17 protein-coding genes and 1 tRNA gene are annotated in these 17492 nt (G+C 69.1%); 4 read left to right on the top strand and 14 right to left on the bottom strand.

The window, feature by feature from the left end; all coding sequences use genetic code 11:
* Positions 1-5 precede the first annotated feature (5 nt).
* From PFX90_RS04420 to PFX90_RS04360, 13 genes are read right to left on the bottom strand one after another with little or no spacing between them, the layout of a single operon-like run.
* Positions 6-404 carry a GPW/gp25 family protein gene (locus PFX90_RS04420; protein WP_285711037.1) on the bottom strand — a complete coding sequence of 133 codons (399 nt, stop codon included), beginning with the start codon at positions 402-404 and terminating at the stop codon, positions 6-8.
* Entirely contained in the window at positions 401-2485 is a 2085-nt protein-coding gene (locus tag PFX90_RS04415; RefSeq protein ID WP_285711035.1) for a hypothetical protein, read from the bottom strand. The genes PFX90_RS04420 and PFX90_RS04415 overlap by 4 nt, the downstream gene beginning before the upstream one ends.
* Positions 2482-3207: a phage baseplate assembly protein V gene (locus tag PFX90_RS04410; RefSeq protein WP_285711032.1), complete on the bottom strand. Its 726-nt coding sequence runs from the start codon at positions 3205-3207 to the stop codon at positions 2482-2484. The genes PFX90_RS04415 and PFX90_RS04410 overlap by 4 nt, the downstream gene beginning before the upstream one ends.
* Positions 3207-4268: a phage late control D family protein gene (locus tag PFX90_RS04405; protein ID WP_285711029.1), complete on the bottom strand. Its 1062-nt coding sequence runs from the start codon at positions 4266-4268 to the stop codon at positions 3207-3209. Before PFX90_RS04405 ends, PFX90_RS04410 begins: the two co-directional genes overlap by 1 nt.
* Before the next feature lie 10 nt (positions 4269-4278).
* Positions 4279-4440, bottom strand: a complete 162-nt coding sequence (locus PFX90_RS04400) for a hypothetical protein (protein ID WP_285711027.1) — start codon at positions 4438-4440, stop codon at positions 4279-4281.
* Between the two features lie 14 nt (positions 4441-4454).
* Positions 4455-5255 carry a CIS tube protein gene (locus PFX90_RS04395; protein WP_285711025.1) on the bottom strand — a complete coding sequence of 267 codons (801 nt, stop codon included), beginning with the start codon at positions 5253-5255 and terminating at the stop codon, positions 4455-4457.
* Positions 5252-5719, bottom strand: coding sequence for a phage tail protein (locus tag PFX90_RS04390; protein ID WP_285711023.1), 468 nt, complete (start codon positions 5717-5719; stop codon positions 5252-5254). Before PFX90_RS04390 ends, PFX90_RS04395 begins: the two co-directional genes overlap by 4 nt.
* A complete protein-coding gene (locus PFX90_RS04385; RefSeq protein ID WP_285711018.1) occupies positions 5719-8604 on the bottom strand; it encodes a phage tail sheath C-terminal domain-containing protein in 2886 nt (961 codons plus the stop codon). The genes PFX90_RS04390 and PFX90_RS04385 overlap by 1 nt, the downstream gene beginning before the upstream one ends.
* Before the next feature lie 4 nt (positions 8605-8608).
* On the bottom strand, positions 8609-9061 hold the full coding sequence (locus tag PFX90_RS04380; RefSeq protein WP_285711015.1) for a phage tail protein: 453 nt from the start codon (positions 9059-9061) through the stop codon (positions 8609-8611).
* Positions 9062-9072: 11 nt separating this feature from the next.
* Positions 9073-11007 (bottom strand): phage tail sheath subtilisin-like domain-containing protein, encoded by a 1935-nt coding sequence (locus PFX90_RS04375; protein WP_285711012.1) that lies wholly within the window; start codon positions 11005-11007, stop codon positions 9073-9075.
* Positions 11008-11029: 22 nt separating this feature from the next.
* Positions 11030-11944, bottom strand: coding sequence for a hypothetical protein (locus PFX90_RS04370; RefSeq protein ID WP_285711009.1), 915 nt, complete (start codon positions 11942-11944; stop codon positions 11030-11032).
* On the bottom strand, positions 11941-12528 hold the full coding sequence (locus tag PFX90_RS04365; protein ID WP_285711007.1) for a Pvc16 family protein: 588 nt from the start codon (positions 12526-12528) through the stop codon (positions 11941-11943). Before PFX90_RS04365 ends, PFX90_RS04370 begins: the two co-directional genes overlap by 4 nt.
* Positions 12528-12863, bottom strand: coding sequence for a hypothetical protein (locus PFX90_RS04360; protein WP_285711006.1), 336 nt, complete (start codon positions 12861-12863; stop codon positions 12528-12530). Before PFX90_RS04360 ends, PFX90_RS04365 begins: the two co-directional genes overlap by 1 nt.
* 491 nt (positions 12864-13354) lie before the next feature.
* On the opposite strand from PFX90_RS04360, the gene PFX90_RS04355 reads away from it, so the two are divergent.
* The gene (locus tag PFX90_RS04355) at positions 13355-14053 is read left to right on the top strand and encodes a response regulator transcription factor (RefSeq protein WP_285711004.1); all 699 of its coding nucleotides are present in this window, start codon (positions 13355-13357) and stop codon (positions 14051-14053) included.
* 67 nt (positions 14054-14120) lie between these two features.
* On the opposite strand, the gene PFX90_RS04350 is transcribed toward PFX90_RS04355, so the two are convergent.
* Positions 14121-14197, bottom strand: a tRNA-Pro gene (locus PFX90_RS04350).
* 299 nt (positions 14198-14496) lie between these two features.
* Here PFX90_RS04350 and yajC point away from each other — a divergent pair.
* The 3 genes from yajC to secF all read left to right on the top strand — a co-directional run bounded on the left by yajC (position 14497) and on the right by secF (position 17485).
* Positions 14497-14829, top strand: coding sequence for a preprotein translocase subunit YajC (gene yajC, locus PFX90_RS04345; RefSeq protein ID WP_285710999.1), 333 nt, complete (start codon positions 14497-14499; stop codon positions 14827-14829).
* Between the two features lie 63 nt (positions 14830-14892).
* A complete protein-coding gene (gene secD, locus PFX90_RS04340; protein ID WP_285710997.1) occupies positions 14893-16491 on the top strand; it encodes a protein translocase subunit SecD in 1599 nt (532 codons plus the stop codon).
* Positions 16492-16504: 13 nt separating this feature from the next.
* Positions 16505-17485, top strand: coding sequence for a protein translocase subunit SecF (gene secF, locus PFX90_RS04335; RefSeq protein ID WP_285710995.1), 981 nt, complete (start codon positions 16505-16507; stop codon positions 17483-17485).
* Positions 17486-17492: the final 7 nt, after the last annotated feature.

Here is a 17492-nt window from a genome sequence, read left to right as displayed (position 1 = left end):
CCCTCTCAGTTCGGTGCCGTCGACAGGCTGATGCCCACCGACAGGCGGTTGCGCTGGCCGCTGGCGACCAGCCGGTAGGTGATCGTGGCGATCGCCTGGGTGGAATTGTCCGGGCTGGCGGCGACGGTGACCTCCTCCAGCGCGATGCGCGGCTCCCAGCGGCGCAGCGCCTGCTCGACCGCGTGGGCGATGCGGGCGTGGGTATCGGGGGTGTTCGGCGCAAACAGCCAGCGTTGCAGCCCTGCGCCGAAATCGGGGAGCGCGATCCGCTCCAGCCGGTCGGTCCGCAGGATCACCGCGATGGATTCGCGCACGTTCTCCTCGCCGTCGGACCAGCCGATCCGGCCCGCGCCGTCGATGCGGAAGGGGAAGCCGATGCTCTTGCCGAAGATGCTCGCGGTCATGGCGCGGCCTCCTGCTGCTTGCCCTTGAGGCCCGGCACCGGGAAGCACATGATGAACCACGGCAGCCAGCGGAAGATGAAGTCGAGCAGGCTGACGATGATCATCAGCAGGATCAGCGCGCACAGGGTGATGATCGGGATCGAGATCGAGCAGATCATGCCGATGTCGGCCCCCGACGAGCTCTTGCAGCCGCCGCCCGCACCGATGTCGATGTCCTTGTGCAGCGGCCACGGCAACACCTGCCGGACGAGGTCGATGAACCCCAGCCCCTTGGCGCGCTGAACCTGTCCGCACAGCATGTTCGACATGACGAAAGCGGTGCCGCGCGCGTGCCTCCTGAGCCCGGCCGCACTGGTATCGCCGGGCAGGGTGATGCGGATCGGGCGGGCGGGGGCATCGGGATCGAAAAAGCTCGCCAGCTCGAATTCGACGCTCGGGCCGGACAGGGTGGGCGGATGCAGCGGCCCGCAATCTTCGTTGAGGTGGACCATGCGGATAACGAACCGCCCGCTGTCAGCGGTGGTCGCCAGCATCGTCTGGCTGAGCTTCATGGCAAAGGGCACCGCGCGGGCATCGGCCTCGTTGCCGACCGGCAGAGCGCGGCCGACGAGCGCGACCAGCTTGTCCACCCGCTCGAACCAGATCTTCGAGGTCGTCGTCGGATCAGGGGGCTCGGCGGGGTTCAGCGTCGCCGCTTCGATCTCGGAATTGCCGCTGGTGCTTTCGACCAGCTGGTCGAGCAGGCGGAAACCGCCGCTGGCGGAGATCGTCTCGCCGCTGCCGTTGCTGGCGATACCCGCCAGAAGGAAGTGGAACGAGGGCCAGTCGCCGCGCTCGCCGGGGTCGTCGCGATAGGCGGTTTCGACTCGCTCGAGCTGCGCGGCCTCCTCCGCGTCGTCGATCCGCCGCAGCGCCGCGGCGATGCTGGCGGGATGCGACGGCGTGCCGGCGAGCAAGCTCCCCATATCGGCAAAACCGTTGCGGAGCGCGTCGATCTGCCCCGCGTCGAGCTCGAGCGAAAGCCACTGGTAAAGCTCGCGCGACTTGCCGGTCAGCGTGCCGGGCGTATTGGCGCGGACAGCGGCGGCGACCGGCTTGAGGTGCCGGTCGAGAAAGGCGAGCAGGTCCTTGAGCAGCAGCCACGACTGGTGCTGGAAGGCGTGGTTGGCTTCGCGCACGCGGCGCTGGCGCTTGCTCGCGCCCGATCCCGTGCCGCGGTCGTCCTCGATCTCCGACGCGCTCTTCAGCGCCGCCTGGATCATCGCCTTCCAGCTTTCCGACACGTCCATCTTGAATTCGGCAAGCCGCGCCTGGGTGGAATTGGGACGGGACGGGGGCGGGGCGGGGTTGGCGGCGGCGAGCTGGCCTTCGAGCAGGCTCGGCGCGGCGGCGGCGATATCGGCAGCGAGATATTCCTCGCGCCGCCCGACCGGGATCACCGCGCCCCACAGCGTGCGGCGCAGCTCGGCCCCGTCGCGGTGGCGCAGCGGGAACAGCTTCAGGCGCTCCTCGCCCGGGGCCAGCTGGAGCGGGTCATCGCCCGCCAGCCGCTGCCAGACGCCGCCGCTCGCCTGCCGGACATAGGCGTGCTCGAACAGGGTGCCCGACCGGTCGGCCAGCAACCGGCGCACCACGTAGCCGACCTGTTCGTGCGGCCCTGCGGGCTTGCGATCGGGGAAGCCGGGGCGTTCGCAGGCCAGCGTTCCGCACACCACATAATGACGCATGTGGACCGGCTGGTAGAGCTTCAGCCGCTGCGGCGCAGGCGGGGCGATGTCGGCCGACAGGCCGGCGCGCCGACCCAGCAGCGTCCGGCGGCGCGCCTGGCGGATCGGAGCGGGCAGCGGCACGCGGGCGGCAAGATCGGGCGGATCGCTTTCGCCCTGCACGCTCCGCCAGGTCTCGTAGCGGGCGACATGGCCCGCCAGCAGGCCCGGATCGGTTTCGAGCAGGCCGTTCAGCTCGTCCATGAAATCGTCGTGCGCAAAGCGCAGGATCGCGGGCGCGCCGCCCAGCCCCCGGGTGTTCGACCACAGGGGGCGCGGACCCGCCCAGCGCACCGGATGGCCCGCGGCGGTCACCAGATATTCCCCGCGCCGGGGGAGTAGCTGGCCGCGACGATCGAATTGCAGATCACCGTATCGGCGCGCACCACGCCCGAGAAGTTCGACATGCCCGCATCGACGCTGACCATCGAGGCCGAGACCGAGACCTGCGCCGCGCTGATCGAAAGCCGCGCCGCCGCCTCGATCGAAATGCCGCTGGCCTCCAGCTTGACCGTGTTGCCATTGCTGTCGGCGATCTCGATCTGGCCGGGGCCGTCCTTGAGCGTGATGGTCTGCCCGGCGGGGGTTTCCAGCGTCAGGCTTTCCTGACCCCGTTCGTCGGCGATGGTGATGACCACGCCGTTGCGGCTCTTGATCTGCTTGATGGTGTTCGCATCGCTGCCGCTTTGCGCCGGGGTATCGACCCCGTTCCACAGACCGCCGAGCACATAGGGACGGCGCGGATCGTTCTGTTCGAAGGCGACCAGCACCTCGTCGCCGACCTCGGGCATGAACCAGGTGCCGCGGTCCTTGCCGGCATAGAGCGTGGCGACCCGCGCCCACAGCTCGCATTCGGCATTGTCGGGATCGGGCACGGCGCTGAGCGCGATCCTGACCCGGCCTTGCCCGTCAGGGTCCTCCAGCGAGGTAACGGTGGCGGGCATGACCCCGCCGAACAGCCCGCCGAAGCCGAACGGGCTGCGCGCCTGCGCCTCGGCTTCGCGGCGGTCGCCGGTGAGGAGGGGGTCGGCCAGCATCAGCCGCGTCCCAGCCCGGCGCGGTCGCAGGTGAACTGCGTGCGTGCGCCCTCGGCGGCGTCGAACAGGTGGGTGCGCGCGCGGATGCGGTAGTCGCCGTCGAACAGCGGCCCCAAGCCCGTGAGCGAAAGCTTCGCGCCGACCCGCAGCAGCGGATCGGTTTCGCATTCACCCTCGCCGACCACGAAGTTGCGCGCCAGGTGGCGATAGGCGGCCTCGGCCAGCGTGCGCGCCTCGGCATCATTGGCGGGCACCAGATGCGCGACCTGATCCTTGCGCTGACCGAAGGCCTCGCGGAGAATCTCGCCGCCCGCCTGATCCTGTCCCAGCTCGCTGCCGAGCGCACTGGTGTCGGCCTCGTGCCGGGCGGCCTTCTTGTCGGCGACATTCCAGCCGGTGGCGAGCAGCGCGGTGCGCTGGGTGGCCAGATCGGCGCAGACATCGAAGCTGCGCAGCGTCCCCGCCCAGGCGAGCGATACCCCCGACACATCGCGGCTGCGCCTGACCACCAGCTTGCCCTGGTCGATCCACACCATCGCATCCTCGCGCCGGGCGAGGTCGATCAGGAAGGCAAGGTCGCTCTGCGCCACCTGCGCCAGCGCCTTCCAGCTGGGGCCGGAGACGGAGACGTCGGCTTCCAGCCCGTGGTCCGAGGCGATGGTGCGGGCAATGTCGCCGAGACCCTGCGCCGCGAAGGAGCGTGTGCGGCGGGTCATGCGCAGATCCTGCAACCGGTCTTCGGCGAGCACCGAAAGTTCGGGCGGGCGGCCTTGCGGGTAATGCGCGGTGATCGCGGTGATGCGCCCGGCGAACAGCACCTCGCCGCCCTGCTTCACGGTGATCTCCTTGCCGAAATCGAGCAGCCGCCGGTCGAACCACTGGAAGCCCGGCTGCGCGCCGCCCCAGTTGCCGAAGCGCAGTTCGGCGTGGGCCATCGTGTCGATCCCGTCGGCGAGCATGTATTCGAGCAGCGCCGCTTCCAGCCGTGTCTGCTGCTGTCCGGCGATCTCGATCGTCGGGCGTGCGGAGCGTGAAGGCAGGCGGGTGATGGTCTGGGGCATGGTCCGTGCCTCAACCCCGCAGCCGCGCGTGACGCCGGGCGAGGCGGCGCAAGGTGCATTCGGCGGCGACCCGCGCCGCGCTTTCCGAACGGGGCGCGCGGCCGCCCGCGCTCGCGCCATCGCCGCTGCCATCGGCGGGAAGCGTCTCGAAATCCTGAATGACGACAGGCATGGTTCGGGTCCTCGTCAGCTGATGCCCAGGCGGGGCGGGGCGATGGTGAAATCGGGGGCGGACAGCGCAGGCGCGGCCGGTGCGCCCGCGCCGAAAGACGTGCCCGCGCCGATCCGCGCGGAGGCGCCCGTCCCCAGATTGAGGTCGATCGGCGTGCCGGGCTTTATCCGCAGCGGATCCTCGATCCGGTTGGCCGAGGCGATCGCCTGCCAGTCACCGCCCTTGCCGTCGGCGGCGGCCATGTCCTGCAGGCTCTTGCCTTGCGGGGCGGGGGTGAAGGGCCGCTGGCCGGCGCGCGGGCCGGCGCTGTTCGGGGTGCGGAACTCCGACACCAGGATCTTCTGCTGCCCGACTGTCAGGGTGATCTGTGCGCGCAGCGGCTTGCCGTCGGGCGAGAAGAATTCGAGGCTCTCCTCCAGCCCCTCGACCATCCCGTCGAAGATGAAGCTGCCCCACACGAAGCGCAGCCCCGGCGGCACCAGCTTGGAGGCATCGCGCTGGGATGCGCGCGGGGTCATGAAATAGATCACCTTGCTGGTCAGACGCCGCACATCGTCGACCGGCTCCTCGGTCATCGCGGTGACATCGAACCACAGCGTCAGCGCCAGCTTGGTCGTCCCCGCACCGACGAACTGCATCCCCGACGTGCCGGCCGCCTGATCGCCGCCCTCGGGCTGCTTGACCTCGTTGGCGTAGGTGACCTTGAAGGTTTCGGGGTTGAACTGGACGGGCACCGGCACGAACCCGGCCTTCTCGGTGACCAGATCCTCCTCGAGTTCGATCAGCTTGGCCTTGACCAGCGCGGCGTCGGTCATCGCGCGCCTCCGCCGCCGCCGGGGACAAGCTCGAACTTCTCGTAGGACAGCGCGAATTCCTCGATCGCGATGCTGCCGTCCTTGGCATTGAGCGCGGGGGCCTTGAACTTCACCGGCAGGCAGCGGTGCAGCTGGAACCGCGCGCGTTCGGTCGCGCCGTCACCGGCGAACAGCACCACCTCGGCATTGGCCCTCAGCGCGGGGTTGGCGACGGTGTCGCTGGCCCATTTCCAAAGGTCGAAATTGTCGGTCATGCCGCGCTTCAGGGTGAGGTTGGCATAGGACGCCTGACCGGGCACCCGCACCACGCGGTCGTTGACGCCGCCTTCCTTGATCGCCTTCACGTCATAGGTGACCTCCAGCCCGTCGCACTCGGCGAAGGCCGCCTTGCACAGCGGCGCGCTGGCGCCGTCGGGGTAGATCTCGACCCCGAAGTTGAAGGCGATGAAGGGGCGGCCGGCCATCACGCGGCCTCCGCGAGGGTCAGCCGCGCGCCCTGCTGGACGAGGCGGAAGGTCAGGAAGCGCAGCGGCTGCGAGGGCGCGACGCCGATCTCGGCGACGATCCGGCCATTGTCGCGATCGGCCTGGGTGGTCTCGACCGCCAGTCGCCAGCCACGGCTGCGACCGGCAAAGGCGCCGCGACGCTGGAAGTCGCCGAGCATCTGCGCGAACTCGCGCTCCAGCGCGCGGCGCAGCTGGTCGCCATTGCTTTCGAACACCAGCGGCTCGCCGCGGCGCAGGGCCACCAGCCGCAGGAAGATCATCAGGCGCCGGACATTGATCTGGCCCCATTCCGGCTCGGGGCTGAGCGTCATCGCGTCGAGCGCCGCAAAACCGCGCACCACCGGGCCGAGCGCGTTGATGCGCGCCTCCTGAAGGATAAGCCGGTCGGCGGGCGAGAGCTGCGGGTCGACCCCCGCGCAATCGGCGACGGCGCGGTTGGCGGGCGCGATCCAGGCGCCCTCGCTGCGGGCCAGCGCCGCCATCTGCCCGGCGACGCAGCCTTCCGAAGGAGCGGCGAGCAGCGCCTCGCGCGATGCGGGCGCGGCGCGGTAGAGCAGCCAGCCGTAATGCAGCGCGCCGTAGCTCAGCGTGCGCCGCTCGCCCGGGCCGAGCCGGTCGGGGCGGGCATAGTCGCCCGCCACATCGGTCAGCCGCCGCGCCTGCGCCGCCGCTTCGGCGGGCCGCAATCCGCCGGGCATGGGCAGCAGCGCGACATTGTCGAGCGAGCCCGCGGCCGCGCGCAGCAGGGCGATCTGCAGCACCGGCAGCAGCGGGCCTATCGCGGGCAGCGCGACATAGTCGCTGGGGCGCACCACCACCGCGTGCACCGACCAGGCCGAGACATTGGTGCCGTCATTGGCGCGCAGGCGGAAATACCACGCGCCCTCGCCGAGCCCGCCGAGCGCAAGGTGATCGCCGGTTCCGGCATAAATCCGCGCCGAAGCTGCGAAATCGGGGGCGGCGCTCTGTTCGAGTTCGACCGGAACGCCCGGATCGCCGCCGGTCCAGCGCAAGGTGAAGGTGCCGCTGCTGACCGGCGTGACCGGCCCCGACAGGTCGGGCGCGGCGAGTAGGCGCGTGTCGCAATCGAGGAAGCGCGCGAAATCGGGCCGCGTCGGCGGCGTGGTTGGGGCGAAGGCCGGGCAGCCGCCTTCGTGGGTCAGCCAGCGCGCGGGCGGACGTGGATCGAGCGGCGTGGCGTGCGGCAGACCGCCGATCACGTCGAGCTCCCAGCCCGGCTGTGCCATGTCGGGTGCGGCAAGGATCGTCGGCGTGCCGAAGCGGGTGTCGGGCGTGTCGAGCAGGGCGTGGATGCCGAAAAGCTGGCGCTCGGCGACGTCGCGGTGGCGGGTCAGCGCACCGGCCACCTGATCGGTCGCCAGCGCGGCGAAGGCCGGGTCGACGAACAGCGCCTCGTCGAAGCGCGACAGGCCGTCGCGTTGCAACGCGCGGCGGGGCGAGGGCAGGGCGCGGCCCGGCGCGGCATAGGCCTGTTCGCAACCGAGCGGCAGCCAGCAGGCGCGCAGCACCTCGCGGTCGGCGGCGGTGAAAGCGGTGGTGCCCATCCGCGCGGCAGCTGCGGTGAAGCCCTCCATCCCCAGCATCGGGTCGCCCGCCGCGCCCAGCTTTGCGCGGTCGCGGGCGCGCATCGCAAGCGCAAAGCGCGGCTCGGCCCGGCGGCGTTCGCGCGGCGCGAACCAGTCGTCGTCGCACATAAGGGTCGCAGGCCCGCCCGTCCCGGCAAAGCCCGGCGCCAGTCCGGCCAGCTGCGCGCCGGCACCGCCCAGCGCGGTGCGCAGGTCGAAGCTGATGGCGCGCGCCGAATAGGTCGATCCGGGGACATGGTGCGGGATCTGCCGCCACACCGGCCCGGCGATGGTCGTCTCGCCGACCTGCTCGGCTTTCAGGAACAGGCCCGCGCTGCCGAGCGTGATCTGCACCCAGCTTCCCGGCGGGGGCATGGGTTCATGCCGTGCGGGCAAGGTCAGCCGGCCCAGAGCGGGATTGAAGGTGACGTCGTGCCGCGCCGGGCTGCCGACGAACTGGCACTTGCCCGCCTGCTCGATGTCCTCGCCCGTGGCCGGAGCGAAGGCTGCGACCCACAGGGCGTGCCATTTCCCGCCGCTGCGGCGAATGATCCGCGCAAAGCGCCGCGTTGCTCCGGTGGCGCTGGCGAATTCGACCAGGTCGCCCGCCGCCAGCCCGCCCGGATCGTCGAATTGCACCCCCGCATGGAGCGCGCGGAAGGCGGCAAGCTGCGCGGGCCCGAGCCCCGCGGAACCGCTGTCCGGCGCATCGGGCAGGGCGGCGCAGCCGCTCAGTGCGAAGGGGCGCGGCGCGATCCGCACCTGCACTTCCATCGCATCGGCCCAGCTGCCGACGCTGGCGGCGGCAAGCCATGCCGGGCGCAGCCGGGACGAGCCGCCGCCGGCCTGCCACGGCAGACGCTGGAGCACTCCGGGCAGGGGAAAGGTCGCGGCCTCGGCGAGGTTGGTTTCATCGGGCGCCCGCCCGGTGTCCGCCTGCCACTGCGTCTCGCTGGCGATGGTGCGGGCGAGGCGCACCACCCAGCAGCGGCGCCCGCCATTGGCGAAGAACCCGCGCACCGTGCTGGCAAGGCGCGAGACCGCGGGCGCCCCCCCGTCGCGCCCGGCGGCCAGCGTGACCTCGTCCCCGAACAGCGCGGTGAAGCTCGCCACGCTGTCGACCGCGATCGCCCGGTGGCACGGCCCGCGCGCCGCAAACCCTGCGAACCCTGCCACGTCCATCCGCGGCAGGTCCGGCGCGCCGGCTTGCACCTGCGGGTCGACGGCGATTCCGGGCAGAATGACGGGCGCGGTCACGGGCCTATTCCATTTCCAGCCGTTCGTAGGCCATCACCAGCTCTTCCATCGCCACGTCGGTGCCCTTGGCGTTGAGCGCGCCGGAGGTGTGCTTGATGATCCGCGCGCGCAGCAGCTTCCAGGTCATGACGACCTCGGAATGGTCCTCGTTCTGGAGCTGGATGGTGACCGTGCGCATCGCGTTCTGGTCGCCGTTCCTGATCTGGTTGAGCCAGTTGTAGAGGTTCAGCGAACCGATCACGCCGCGCTTCAGCGTGACGTCGCTGGCCTTGTTGAGCCCGGTGGTCTTCATCACCGAATTCTCGAGGCTGTTGCCGTTGCGGTATTCGCTGACGGTGACTTCCATGCCGATGCCGGAAATCTCCTGGAACCCGGCATCGGGGCCGCTGGTGTTGCCGTCGCCCAGATCAACCAGGAAGTTGAACTGGACGTAGGGCCGATCGCGTTTGACTGCCATGTGCGTGCTCCTCAGGCCTTGCGGTCGGCCGTCCATTGGCCGACGCGGAAGATGACGAATTCGGCGGGACGCAGCGGAGCGACGCCGACCTGGCAAATCAGCCGGCCGTTATCGAGATCGTTCTGCGTCATGGTGGAGCGGTCGCATTTGACGAAGTAGGACTTCTCCGGCTTGTCGCCGAGCAGCGCGCCGTTCTGCCATTCGTTGAGCAGGAAATCCTCGATCGTGCGGCGGACATTGGCCCACAGCTTCTCGCCATTGGGCTCGAACACGGCCCATTGGGTGCCCTTGTCGATCGAGCGCTCAAGGTAGGCGAAATAGCGCCTCAGATTGACGTATTTCCATTCGGGATCGCTGGTCATGGTGCGCGCGCCCCACAGCCGCATCCCGCGCCCTTCGAAGAAGCGGAAGCAGTTGACCCCTTCGGGGTTGAGCACTTCCTGCTGGCCCTTGTTGAGGAACTTCTCGAAGCCGATGGCAAGGTTCACCACCTCGTTCGCAGGGGCCTTGTAGACCGCGCGTTCGATGTCGTTGCGGGCGAAGATCCCGGCGACGAAGCCCGAGGGCGGGTAGTGGTTTTCCTGATTGGTGACCGGATCGATGATCCGCACCCAGGGATAGTAGAAGGCGGCGTATTTGCTGTCGAACTTGCCGCGATAGGCGCGCACGTCGGCGATCGACTGGCCCTTGATGCTGTCGATGATGGCGATGCGGTAGCGCATGGTCTGCGCATGGGCGATCAAGGCATTGGCGACGCCCTGGGCGTCGGTGGCGGTGGCGCTCGATCCCGGCGCGGCGACGATCGAGATGTCCTCGACATTCTCGAAGGTCTTGAGGCCGGTGCGGCGATTGGTGGCGACGTCCTCGGCGCCGATATAGGTGTTGGCATCGGGCGCGACGCCGTCCCGGCCGTTGTCGAGGATGAAGGTCAGCGAGGTCTTGGCCGGATCGGCGGCGTCGGCGATCAGGTCCGCCAGCCGGATCTTGGAGGCCGTGGCACTCGAGCCCGTCGTGGTGAAGGCGGCGATCAGATCGAGCCCCGTGGGGTCGGCCGAAACACCGTCGCGTTCGATCACGATCGGGGTGGTGCGCGCCATGCCGTCGCTCGGCAGGTCCCGGGCGAAGACCTTGAGCAGCGAATCCGGTGTGCCGTTGCTGGTGTGGCGGTTGTCGAGCGCCAGTTCGACCTGCGCGAAGGTCGGCAGATCGGTGGCGGCGGGCTCATAGAACACCGACACCGAAACGCGCCGGATGCGGACATTGGCGGAAATCGCGCCGTCCGTCAGCGGCATCGATTTGGCAGGCACGGCAGCCACCGGCGGGGTGGCGGCAGGGTCGGCCGCGATGGCGGGCTGGGTCAGCTTCCAGGCATTGGCGGGGCCATCCCAGACCAGCAGGTAGAAGCCGACCAGGCCCGCCGGCGCGGCGGGCGGAGAGGCGGGCGGTTCGACCGGCGGCGGATCGAAGGAGACGTAAACGATATCGCCATCGCCGAGGCCCTTGAGCGACTTGTTCGATCCATCGATGACCAGCCGGTTCTGGCCCAGCGCGAATTGCAGGGTCAGCCGGCCATTGCCAGCCACGCCCGGGAAGCGGGCCGAGAACTTGAGATTGTTGACCGCCGTGCGGGTCGCTGCGCCGACATTGCTGCCGTCGCGCTTGTAGACGCGGCTGACATACAGCCGCTTGCCGCCTTCCTCGAAAAAGGCGCGGGCGGCGTTCCACATGTAGTTGTCGATTTCGGTGCCGTTCCACACCAGCTTGCCGCGTCCGCCATAGACGCGCTCGAACTCGACGAGCGAGGTGATCACTTCGGGTTCGAGATCGGTCGGGCCGAACCGGGTCGGGCCGACAAAGCCGGTGGTTGTGGTGCTCACGCCTTCGATCGACTTGGCGCGATAGCTCACCTCCTCGACGAAGACACCGGGTGCGAGATATTCGGGCATCCTACTTCTCCTTGGCGCGAAATCAGGGGTTGTTGAGGTACAGCGAAGATTTGCGGGTGCCGGGCGGGCTTTCGCTGCGCAGCACCAGCGGGGTGCCGAGCAGCAGGCGTTGCACGCCGAGCGCGGGCAGCGCGGCGGCGGTGGTGCGCAACGCTCTCCGCGCAGGCTGGGCAAGCTGGGCGAGAATGGCGGCGAGATCGGGCACCACGGCGGCATCGCCCGGCTTGCCGAGACCGGTGCAGTGCACTGCGATCGTCACGTCCCATCCGGCGACGGGGCGGCCCTGGGTCTTCTGCTGCGGGGTCAGGTCGGGGAGCAGCGGGTAAGGGAAGAACACTCCGACCGCGCCGCCCGCGTCGGCCAGACCGAGGCCGATCACGCGTGCGCCCAGCGAAACCTTGACCAGTGCCCAGGCAGCGTCGACCAGCGCGCCCGTCGCCGGATCGCGCAGCGCCAGATGCGCATGCACCCGGGCGAGCGGCCCGGCAGAATAGGCGCTCGAGGGGAACAGCGGCAGCCACGCAGGCTTGAACCCCTGCGCCGCGCCCGCCGGCATCAGCGGCCCGTAGTCCGCCGCCGGCAGCGCCGGCCATCCGCCCCACACCAGCGTGCCATTGACCGGCAGGTCGCCGACCAGCCGCAGCGGCAGGTATTGTCCCGAGGGGTCGTCAACCGCGATGCGGAACGCGCGGCGGTTGGCGGGCCACGCGGCAGGATCGGCCGGCAGGCTGCGCAATTCGCCCAGCACGCCCTGGTTCACCCAGTGGCCCGAAGGCGTCGGTGCGAGCACGTGGCGGCGCGCGGCGGCGACCGCGCGCTCGACCCCGACATCGACACCGCTCCCGACAAAGCGCGCCGTGGCCGTGTCGCGCAGGCGAATGCCGAGCGGCACGGGCAGCGCGACCACGTCGTGGCCCGGGGCAAGCTGCGCGATCATTCCGCCGGCACCCCTGCCTTGATCACGCGCTCGACCACCGGCGCGCCGGTATCGAGCGACATCTCGCTGTCGATCAGCACCATCCGCACCAGATAGTTGATGCCGAGCGGCGCCTTCTCGATGCGCGACCACATCGTGATATAGTCCGCCGTCGCGAGCGGATCGCAGACCGGCTCGACGCTTTCGATCGCGGGGAATACGTCGGTTTCGGACAGGTAGTGGTTGAGCTGGCCGGCGTTGATCGCCCCGGCATCGGCCATCGCCCGCATCATCCAGCCCAGAATGCGGTGCTGGCGCTCGGCATTGGTGGCGTAGGGCAGCATCATGATGTGCAGATCGAGCGGCAGCGAGGGCCGGAAGGTGCGCCCGTCGGCATCGACGCGCGGCGGCAGGCCGCGCCGCTGGGTGTTGACCGTCACCCGCCACAGCAGGATCGCGATGCCCTCGTCGCTGAGTGTGGCGACATCCTTGGGCTGGATCGTGTCGATCTTGAGCTTGGTGCCGAACTGGCTGCGCGGATAGGTCTCGCTCAGCACGCCCTTGATCGCGGCACAGACCGCGGCGATGGCCATGTGGCGGGCCATCAGTGGCGTGTCCCCGCCAGGCCGCGGGCCGCCTCGCGCACGATCCCGCACAGATCGCCGGGTGCCGAGAGCGGCTCCTCGCGGCATTCGAGATGCAGGATCGCGGCCTGCTCTCCCCTTGCGTCGAGCGCGATGATCGCGGGCGGATTGGCGCGCAGCAGATCGGCAAGCGCGACGTTGTCGCCTGTCCCCGAACACAGCAGCAGGACATCGGACCCGGCCCCCGCAGGATCGCGGGTCTGCCCGGTGACATCGAAATCGGGCTGGGTCGCGAGGGTCGATGCGATGATCTCGCGCAGGAGGCTCGGCATTGTTCCGAGGGTGATGCGAATCACGGCGTGCACCTCGCTGCTCAAAGCTGCTGCGGACATGCCTTGGCTTAGGCGCGGGGCAGGGCGCGGGCCTATGACCCGAACGGGCCAGCCGGTGGCCTGCGCCGGGTGATCCGGCCATCCGATCAGGCTGCTTTCCCGGCCCGACGGCCTGTATCCTCTTGCCCCCCGGAGCGACGCGAAGGCCGGCATTGCGGGGGCGTTACAGCTCGCCGTCCCGACCTATCCGGTTGTAATTGCTGATTGCGGCGGGGCCGCAGGCATAGGCCGAATGGTCCATGCCCCCGGTCCGGACCGGAGGCGCGCGGCCTGCCCGGCACCCCTCTATCCGCGTGGCCCTGGAAACTTGGCGGAAAAAGCCAATGTGGCGGTCAAGGACGGGCCTATCCTGTGCCAATTGATGGGACAGAATTTTCAGCGATGACCGGCACAGGCCGCAGCCCGGGTGAGCTGCGGGACGGCCAGCATCGGCTACCGACAGGTCGGAGGGCAGGATGTCTATCGAATTACCGCTGCCGCGCAGGGGTCTTCCGCGATTGCTGATCGTCGGTGATATCGTGCTGTTCCGCGAAGGCATGCTCGCCGCGCTCTCGCGCACGCAGCGCTTCGAAATGGTCGGTGCCGCTGCCATCGCCGAGGCGATCGAGATCGTTGCGGATGGCGGGATCGAGGTGGTGGTGCTCGATACCTCGCGGCGGCGCGCGCTGGGTCAGGCGCGGCAGCTGAGCAAGGCCAGTCCGGGGATCGGGATCGTCGCTTTCGGGATCAACGAGGTCGACGATGCGCTGGCCTGCGCCGAAGCGGGGGTGCGCGCCTTTGTCGGGCAGGACGGTTCGATCGAGGCGATCTGCGAGGCGGCGATGCAGGCCGCGCATGGGCTCAGCGCCTGTCCGCCGGATCTCACCGCGCGGCTGCTCGACCGGCTGGCCGCCATCGCCCGCGATGCAGAACTGCGCGCCAGCGATAGGCTCACCTCGCGCGAGGCAGAGGTCGCCAGGCTGGTCGCCAGCGGCCTGTCGAACAAGCAGATCGCGCGCGAGCTGGCGATCAGCCCGGCGACGGTCAAGAACCATGTCCATGCCATTCTGAGCAAGTTCGACCTGCCGCGCCGCAGCGCCATTGGTCGCCAGCTGGAAGGCCGGTCTTTCGAAGAGCCGGTCCGCCACGCCGCAGGCGCGCCCGTCAGCTTCTAGGCTGCCGGACAAGCGCCAGCCGGACAACGCCGGATAGGGCAAACAGATTGTCAGGATAGAAGTCCACTGGTCGGGACGAGAGGATTCGAACCTCCGACCCCCACACCCCCAGTGTGATGCGCTACCAGGCTGCGCTACGTCCCGTCACCAGTGGAGCGGGGCCTATAGGCGCGGTGTTTGAGGCTGGCAAGCGGGTTTGGGAGGGTTTGTTGTGCGATCGCGCTCACGCGCGATGCAGACCTCCCGCCCCGCCTCCCCACCCGGCCACCAATGATACGATCATGCTATGGTGGCCGGGTGGGGAGGCGGGGCGGGAGGTCTGCGCCAACGCAGGTGGCCCCAATCATTGCGACCCGCTTGCAATGCTGCTAGGCGCGCCCACTTGAACGCCGGGGGCGACAAGCTCCTTACGAAGTTTCACGGGATCTGACGGGCTCTAGCGCATGACAATCGACCTTCTCGCCGCCGCTGCCGGGGCGGGCGCGCCTTCGGGGGCGGCCTTCTGGCTCAACATCGTGCCGATCGTCGGCATGATCGCGATCTTCTGGTTCCTGATCATCTCGCCGCAGATGAAGAAGCAGAAGGAACACCAGGCCAAGATCGCCGCCGTCAAGAAGGGCGACCAGGTGGTGACCGCGGGCGGCCTTGTGGGCAAGGTGGTCAAGGTCGACGACACCTATGTCGAGCTCGATCTCGGCCCCAATGTCCGCGTCAAGGCGATCAAGGCGACGCTGGGCGACATCATCCCGCCCGCCGGCAAGCCGGCCAACGACTGAATTTCTGCGCGGCCGCATCGGCTGGTCGCGACCATGAACTTTTGCGTGTGAGACCCTGACGCAATGCTCGACTTTCCCCTCTGGAAAAAGCTGTCGCTGTGGGCGACGACGCTGGCGGCATCGCTGCTGGCGCTGCCTTCGCTGGCCAATGTCGCCGGGATCGACTGGCCCTCGGCGCTGCCCGACCCGCAGGTCAATCTCGGCCTCGACCTTGCCGGCGGCTCGCACCTGCTGCTCGAAGCCAAGGCCGCCGACGTGCGCGCGCAGCGGCTCGAGAACATGGAGGAGACGGTCCGCCAGCTGATGCGCAATGCCGAGCCGCGCATCCGCATCGGCGACGTGTCGACCGCGGGGGGGCAGCTGTCCTTCATCCTCGAGAATGCCGCCGACATCGACCGCGCGCGCGGGCTGATCGAGCCGGCCATGCAGGGCGCGACCACGGTGCGCGAGTGGGAGCTCAACGTCGTCGACGGGCAGCGCATCGTGCTCTCGCAGACCGATGCCGGGGTGAACCAGGCGATCGACGATGCGATGGACAGCGCCACCGAAGTCGTGCGCCGCCGCATCGACGAGCTCGGCACGCGCGAGCCGACCATCATCCGCCAGGGCGCGACCCGCATCGTGGTGCAGGTGCCGGGCCTGCAGGACCCGCAGGGGCTGAAGGATTTGCTAGGCAAGACCGCGCAGCTCGAGTTCAAGCTGGTCGATCTCAATGCGCTGCAGACCAACATCGACGCAGGGATTGCGCCGGCGGGCAGCCAGATCGTCCAATATGCCCCGGGCACCCCGGGCGCGGGCAGCGCCATCGCGGTCAAGCGGCTGGGCGGGATCCGCGGCGACAACCTCACCGGCGCGCAGGCCGAGCGCGATCCGCAGAACGGGCAGGCCGTCGTCACCATCGCCTTCGACGCGCAGGGCGGGGCCAAGTTCGCCAAGCTCACCACCGAGAACGTCGGCAAGCCGTTTGCGATCATCCTCGACGGGCAGGTGCTTTCGGCGCCGGGCATCAACGAGCCGATCCTCGGCGGGCGGGCGCAGATCTCGGGGAGCTTCACCGCCGAGAGCGCCAATACCCTCGCGATCGCGCTGCGTTCAGGCGCGCTGCCGGTGCCGCTGGCGGTGGTCGAGGAACGCACTGTCGGGCCGGACCTTGGCGCGGACTCGATCCGCAAGGGCCTGATCGCGATGGGAATCGGCAGCCTCGCGGTGATCGTGCTGATGATCGTCAGCTATGGCCGCTTCGGGGTCTATGCCACCGTGGCGCTGGTGTTCAACGTGCTGATGCTGCTCGGGCTGATGGCGCTGTTCGGCTTCACGCTGAGCCTGCCGGGGATCGCGGGCTTCGTCATCACCATCGGCGCGGCGGTCGATGCCAACGTCCTCATCAACGAGCGCATCCGCGAAGAGCGCGCGCGCGGGCGCAAGGTCGTCGCCGCGGTCGAGACCGGCTACAAGGAAGCCAGCCGCGCGATCTTCGACGCGAACCTCACCAACCTCATCTCGGCCGTCGCGCTGGGCATGTTCGGCACCGGCCCGGTGCGCGGCTTTGCGGTGGTGCTGTTCATCGGGATCATCACCTCGGTGTTCACCGGCGTGACCCTCACCCGCATGTTCGTCGCCGGATGGCTGCGCAAGGCGCGCCCCAACGACATCACCATCTGAGGAGCCGGGTCACATGAAACTCCTGAAGCTTGTCCCCGACAACACCAACATCCAGTTCCTCAAACTGCGCATTCCCTTCTTCGTGCTCAGCATCGTGCTGATCGTGGGGAGCTGGATCGCGGTCGCGGTCAACGGCCTTGCCTTCGGCGTCGACTTTGCCGGCGGCCAGGAAGTGCGCATGACCTTCACGCAGCAGACCGCCGCGCCGATCCCGAGCCTGCGCGAGAAGATCGCCACCCTCGGCTATGGCGAGCCGGTGGTGCAGGAATTCGGCGCCCCCAACCAGGTCTCGATCCGGGTCAAGCTGCCCGACGGCGTCGAGGAGTCCCCCGATGCCGCCAAGAAGATCGGCGAGCAGGTGATCGGAGCGGTCAAGGCCGATTACGCCGACGCCCGCGTCGACGGCAACGACACGGTCTCGGGCAAGGTCGCGGGCGAGTTCCGCAACCAGGCGATCCTCGCGCTGCTCGCGGCGATGGCGGCGGTCTCGGTCTATATCTGGGTGCGCTTCGAATGGCAGTTCGGCGTGGGCGCGATGTTCGCGCTGGTGCACGACGTGTCGATCACGGTGGGGCTGTTCGCGCTGACCCAGTGGGAGTTCAGCTTGCAGATCGTCGCGGCGATCCTCGCGATCATCGGCTATTCGCTGAACGACACCATCGTGGTCTACGACCGCATCCGCGAGAACCTCAAGAAGTTCCGCAAGATGGAGATGGGCGCGCTGCTCGACCTGTCGGTCAACGAGACGCTGGCGCGCACGGTGATGACCTCGCTGACGCTGTTCGTGGCGCTGATCCCGCTGCTGTTCTTCGGCCCGCCGAGCCTGTTCGGCATGGTCGCGGCGATCACCGTGGGCCTGTTCGTGGGGACCTATTCCTCGATCTACATGGCCGGCCCGCTGCTGATCTGGATGGGGGTGACGACGAGCAGCTTCGTCCCCGCCGCCGAGACGGCGCTGGAGAAGCAGGAAAAGCTGGCGAAGGGGCAGGGGTAGGGGAGGC

It is taken from the genome of Erythrobacter oryzae (assembly GCF_030271515.1).
GTDB classification, from domain to species: Bacteria; Pseudomonadota; Alphaproteobacteria; order Sphingomonadales; family Sphingomonadaceae; genus Erythrobacter; species Erythrobacter oryzae.
The sequence above is the reverse complement of the archived record's forward strand: the minus strand, read 5'-3'. Positions and strand labels throughout refer to the sequence as shown.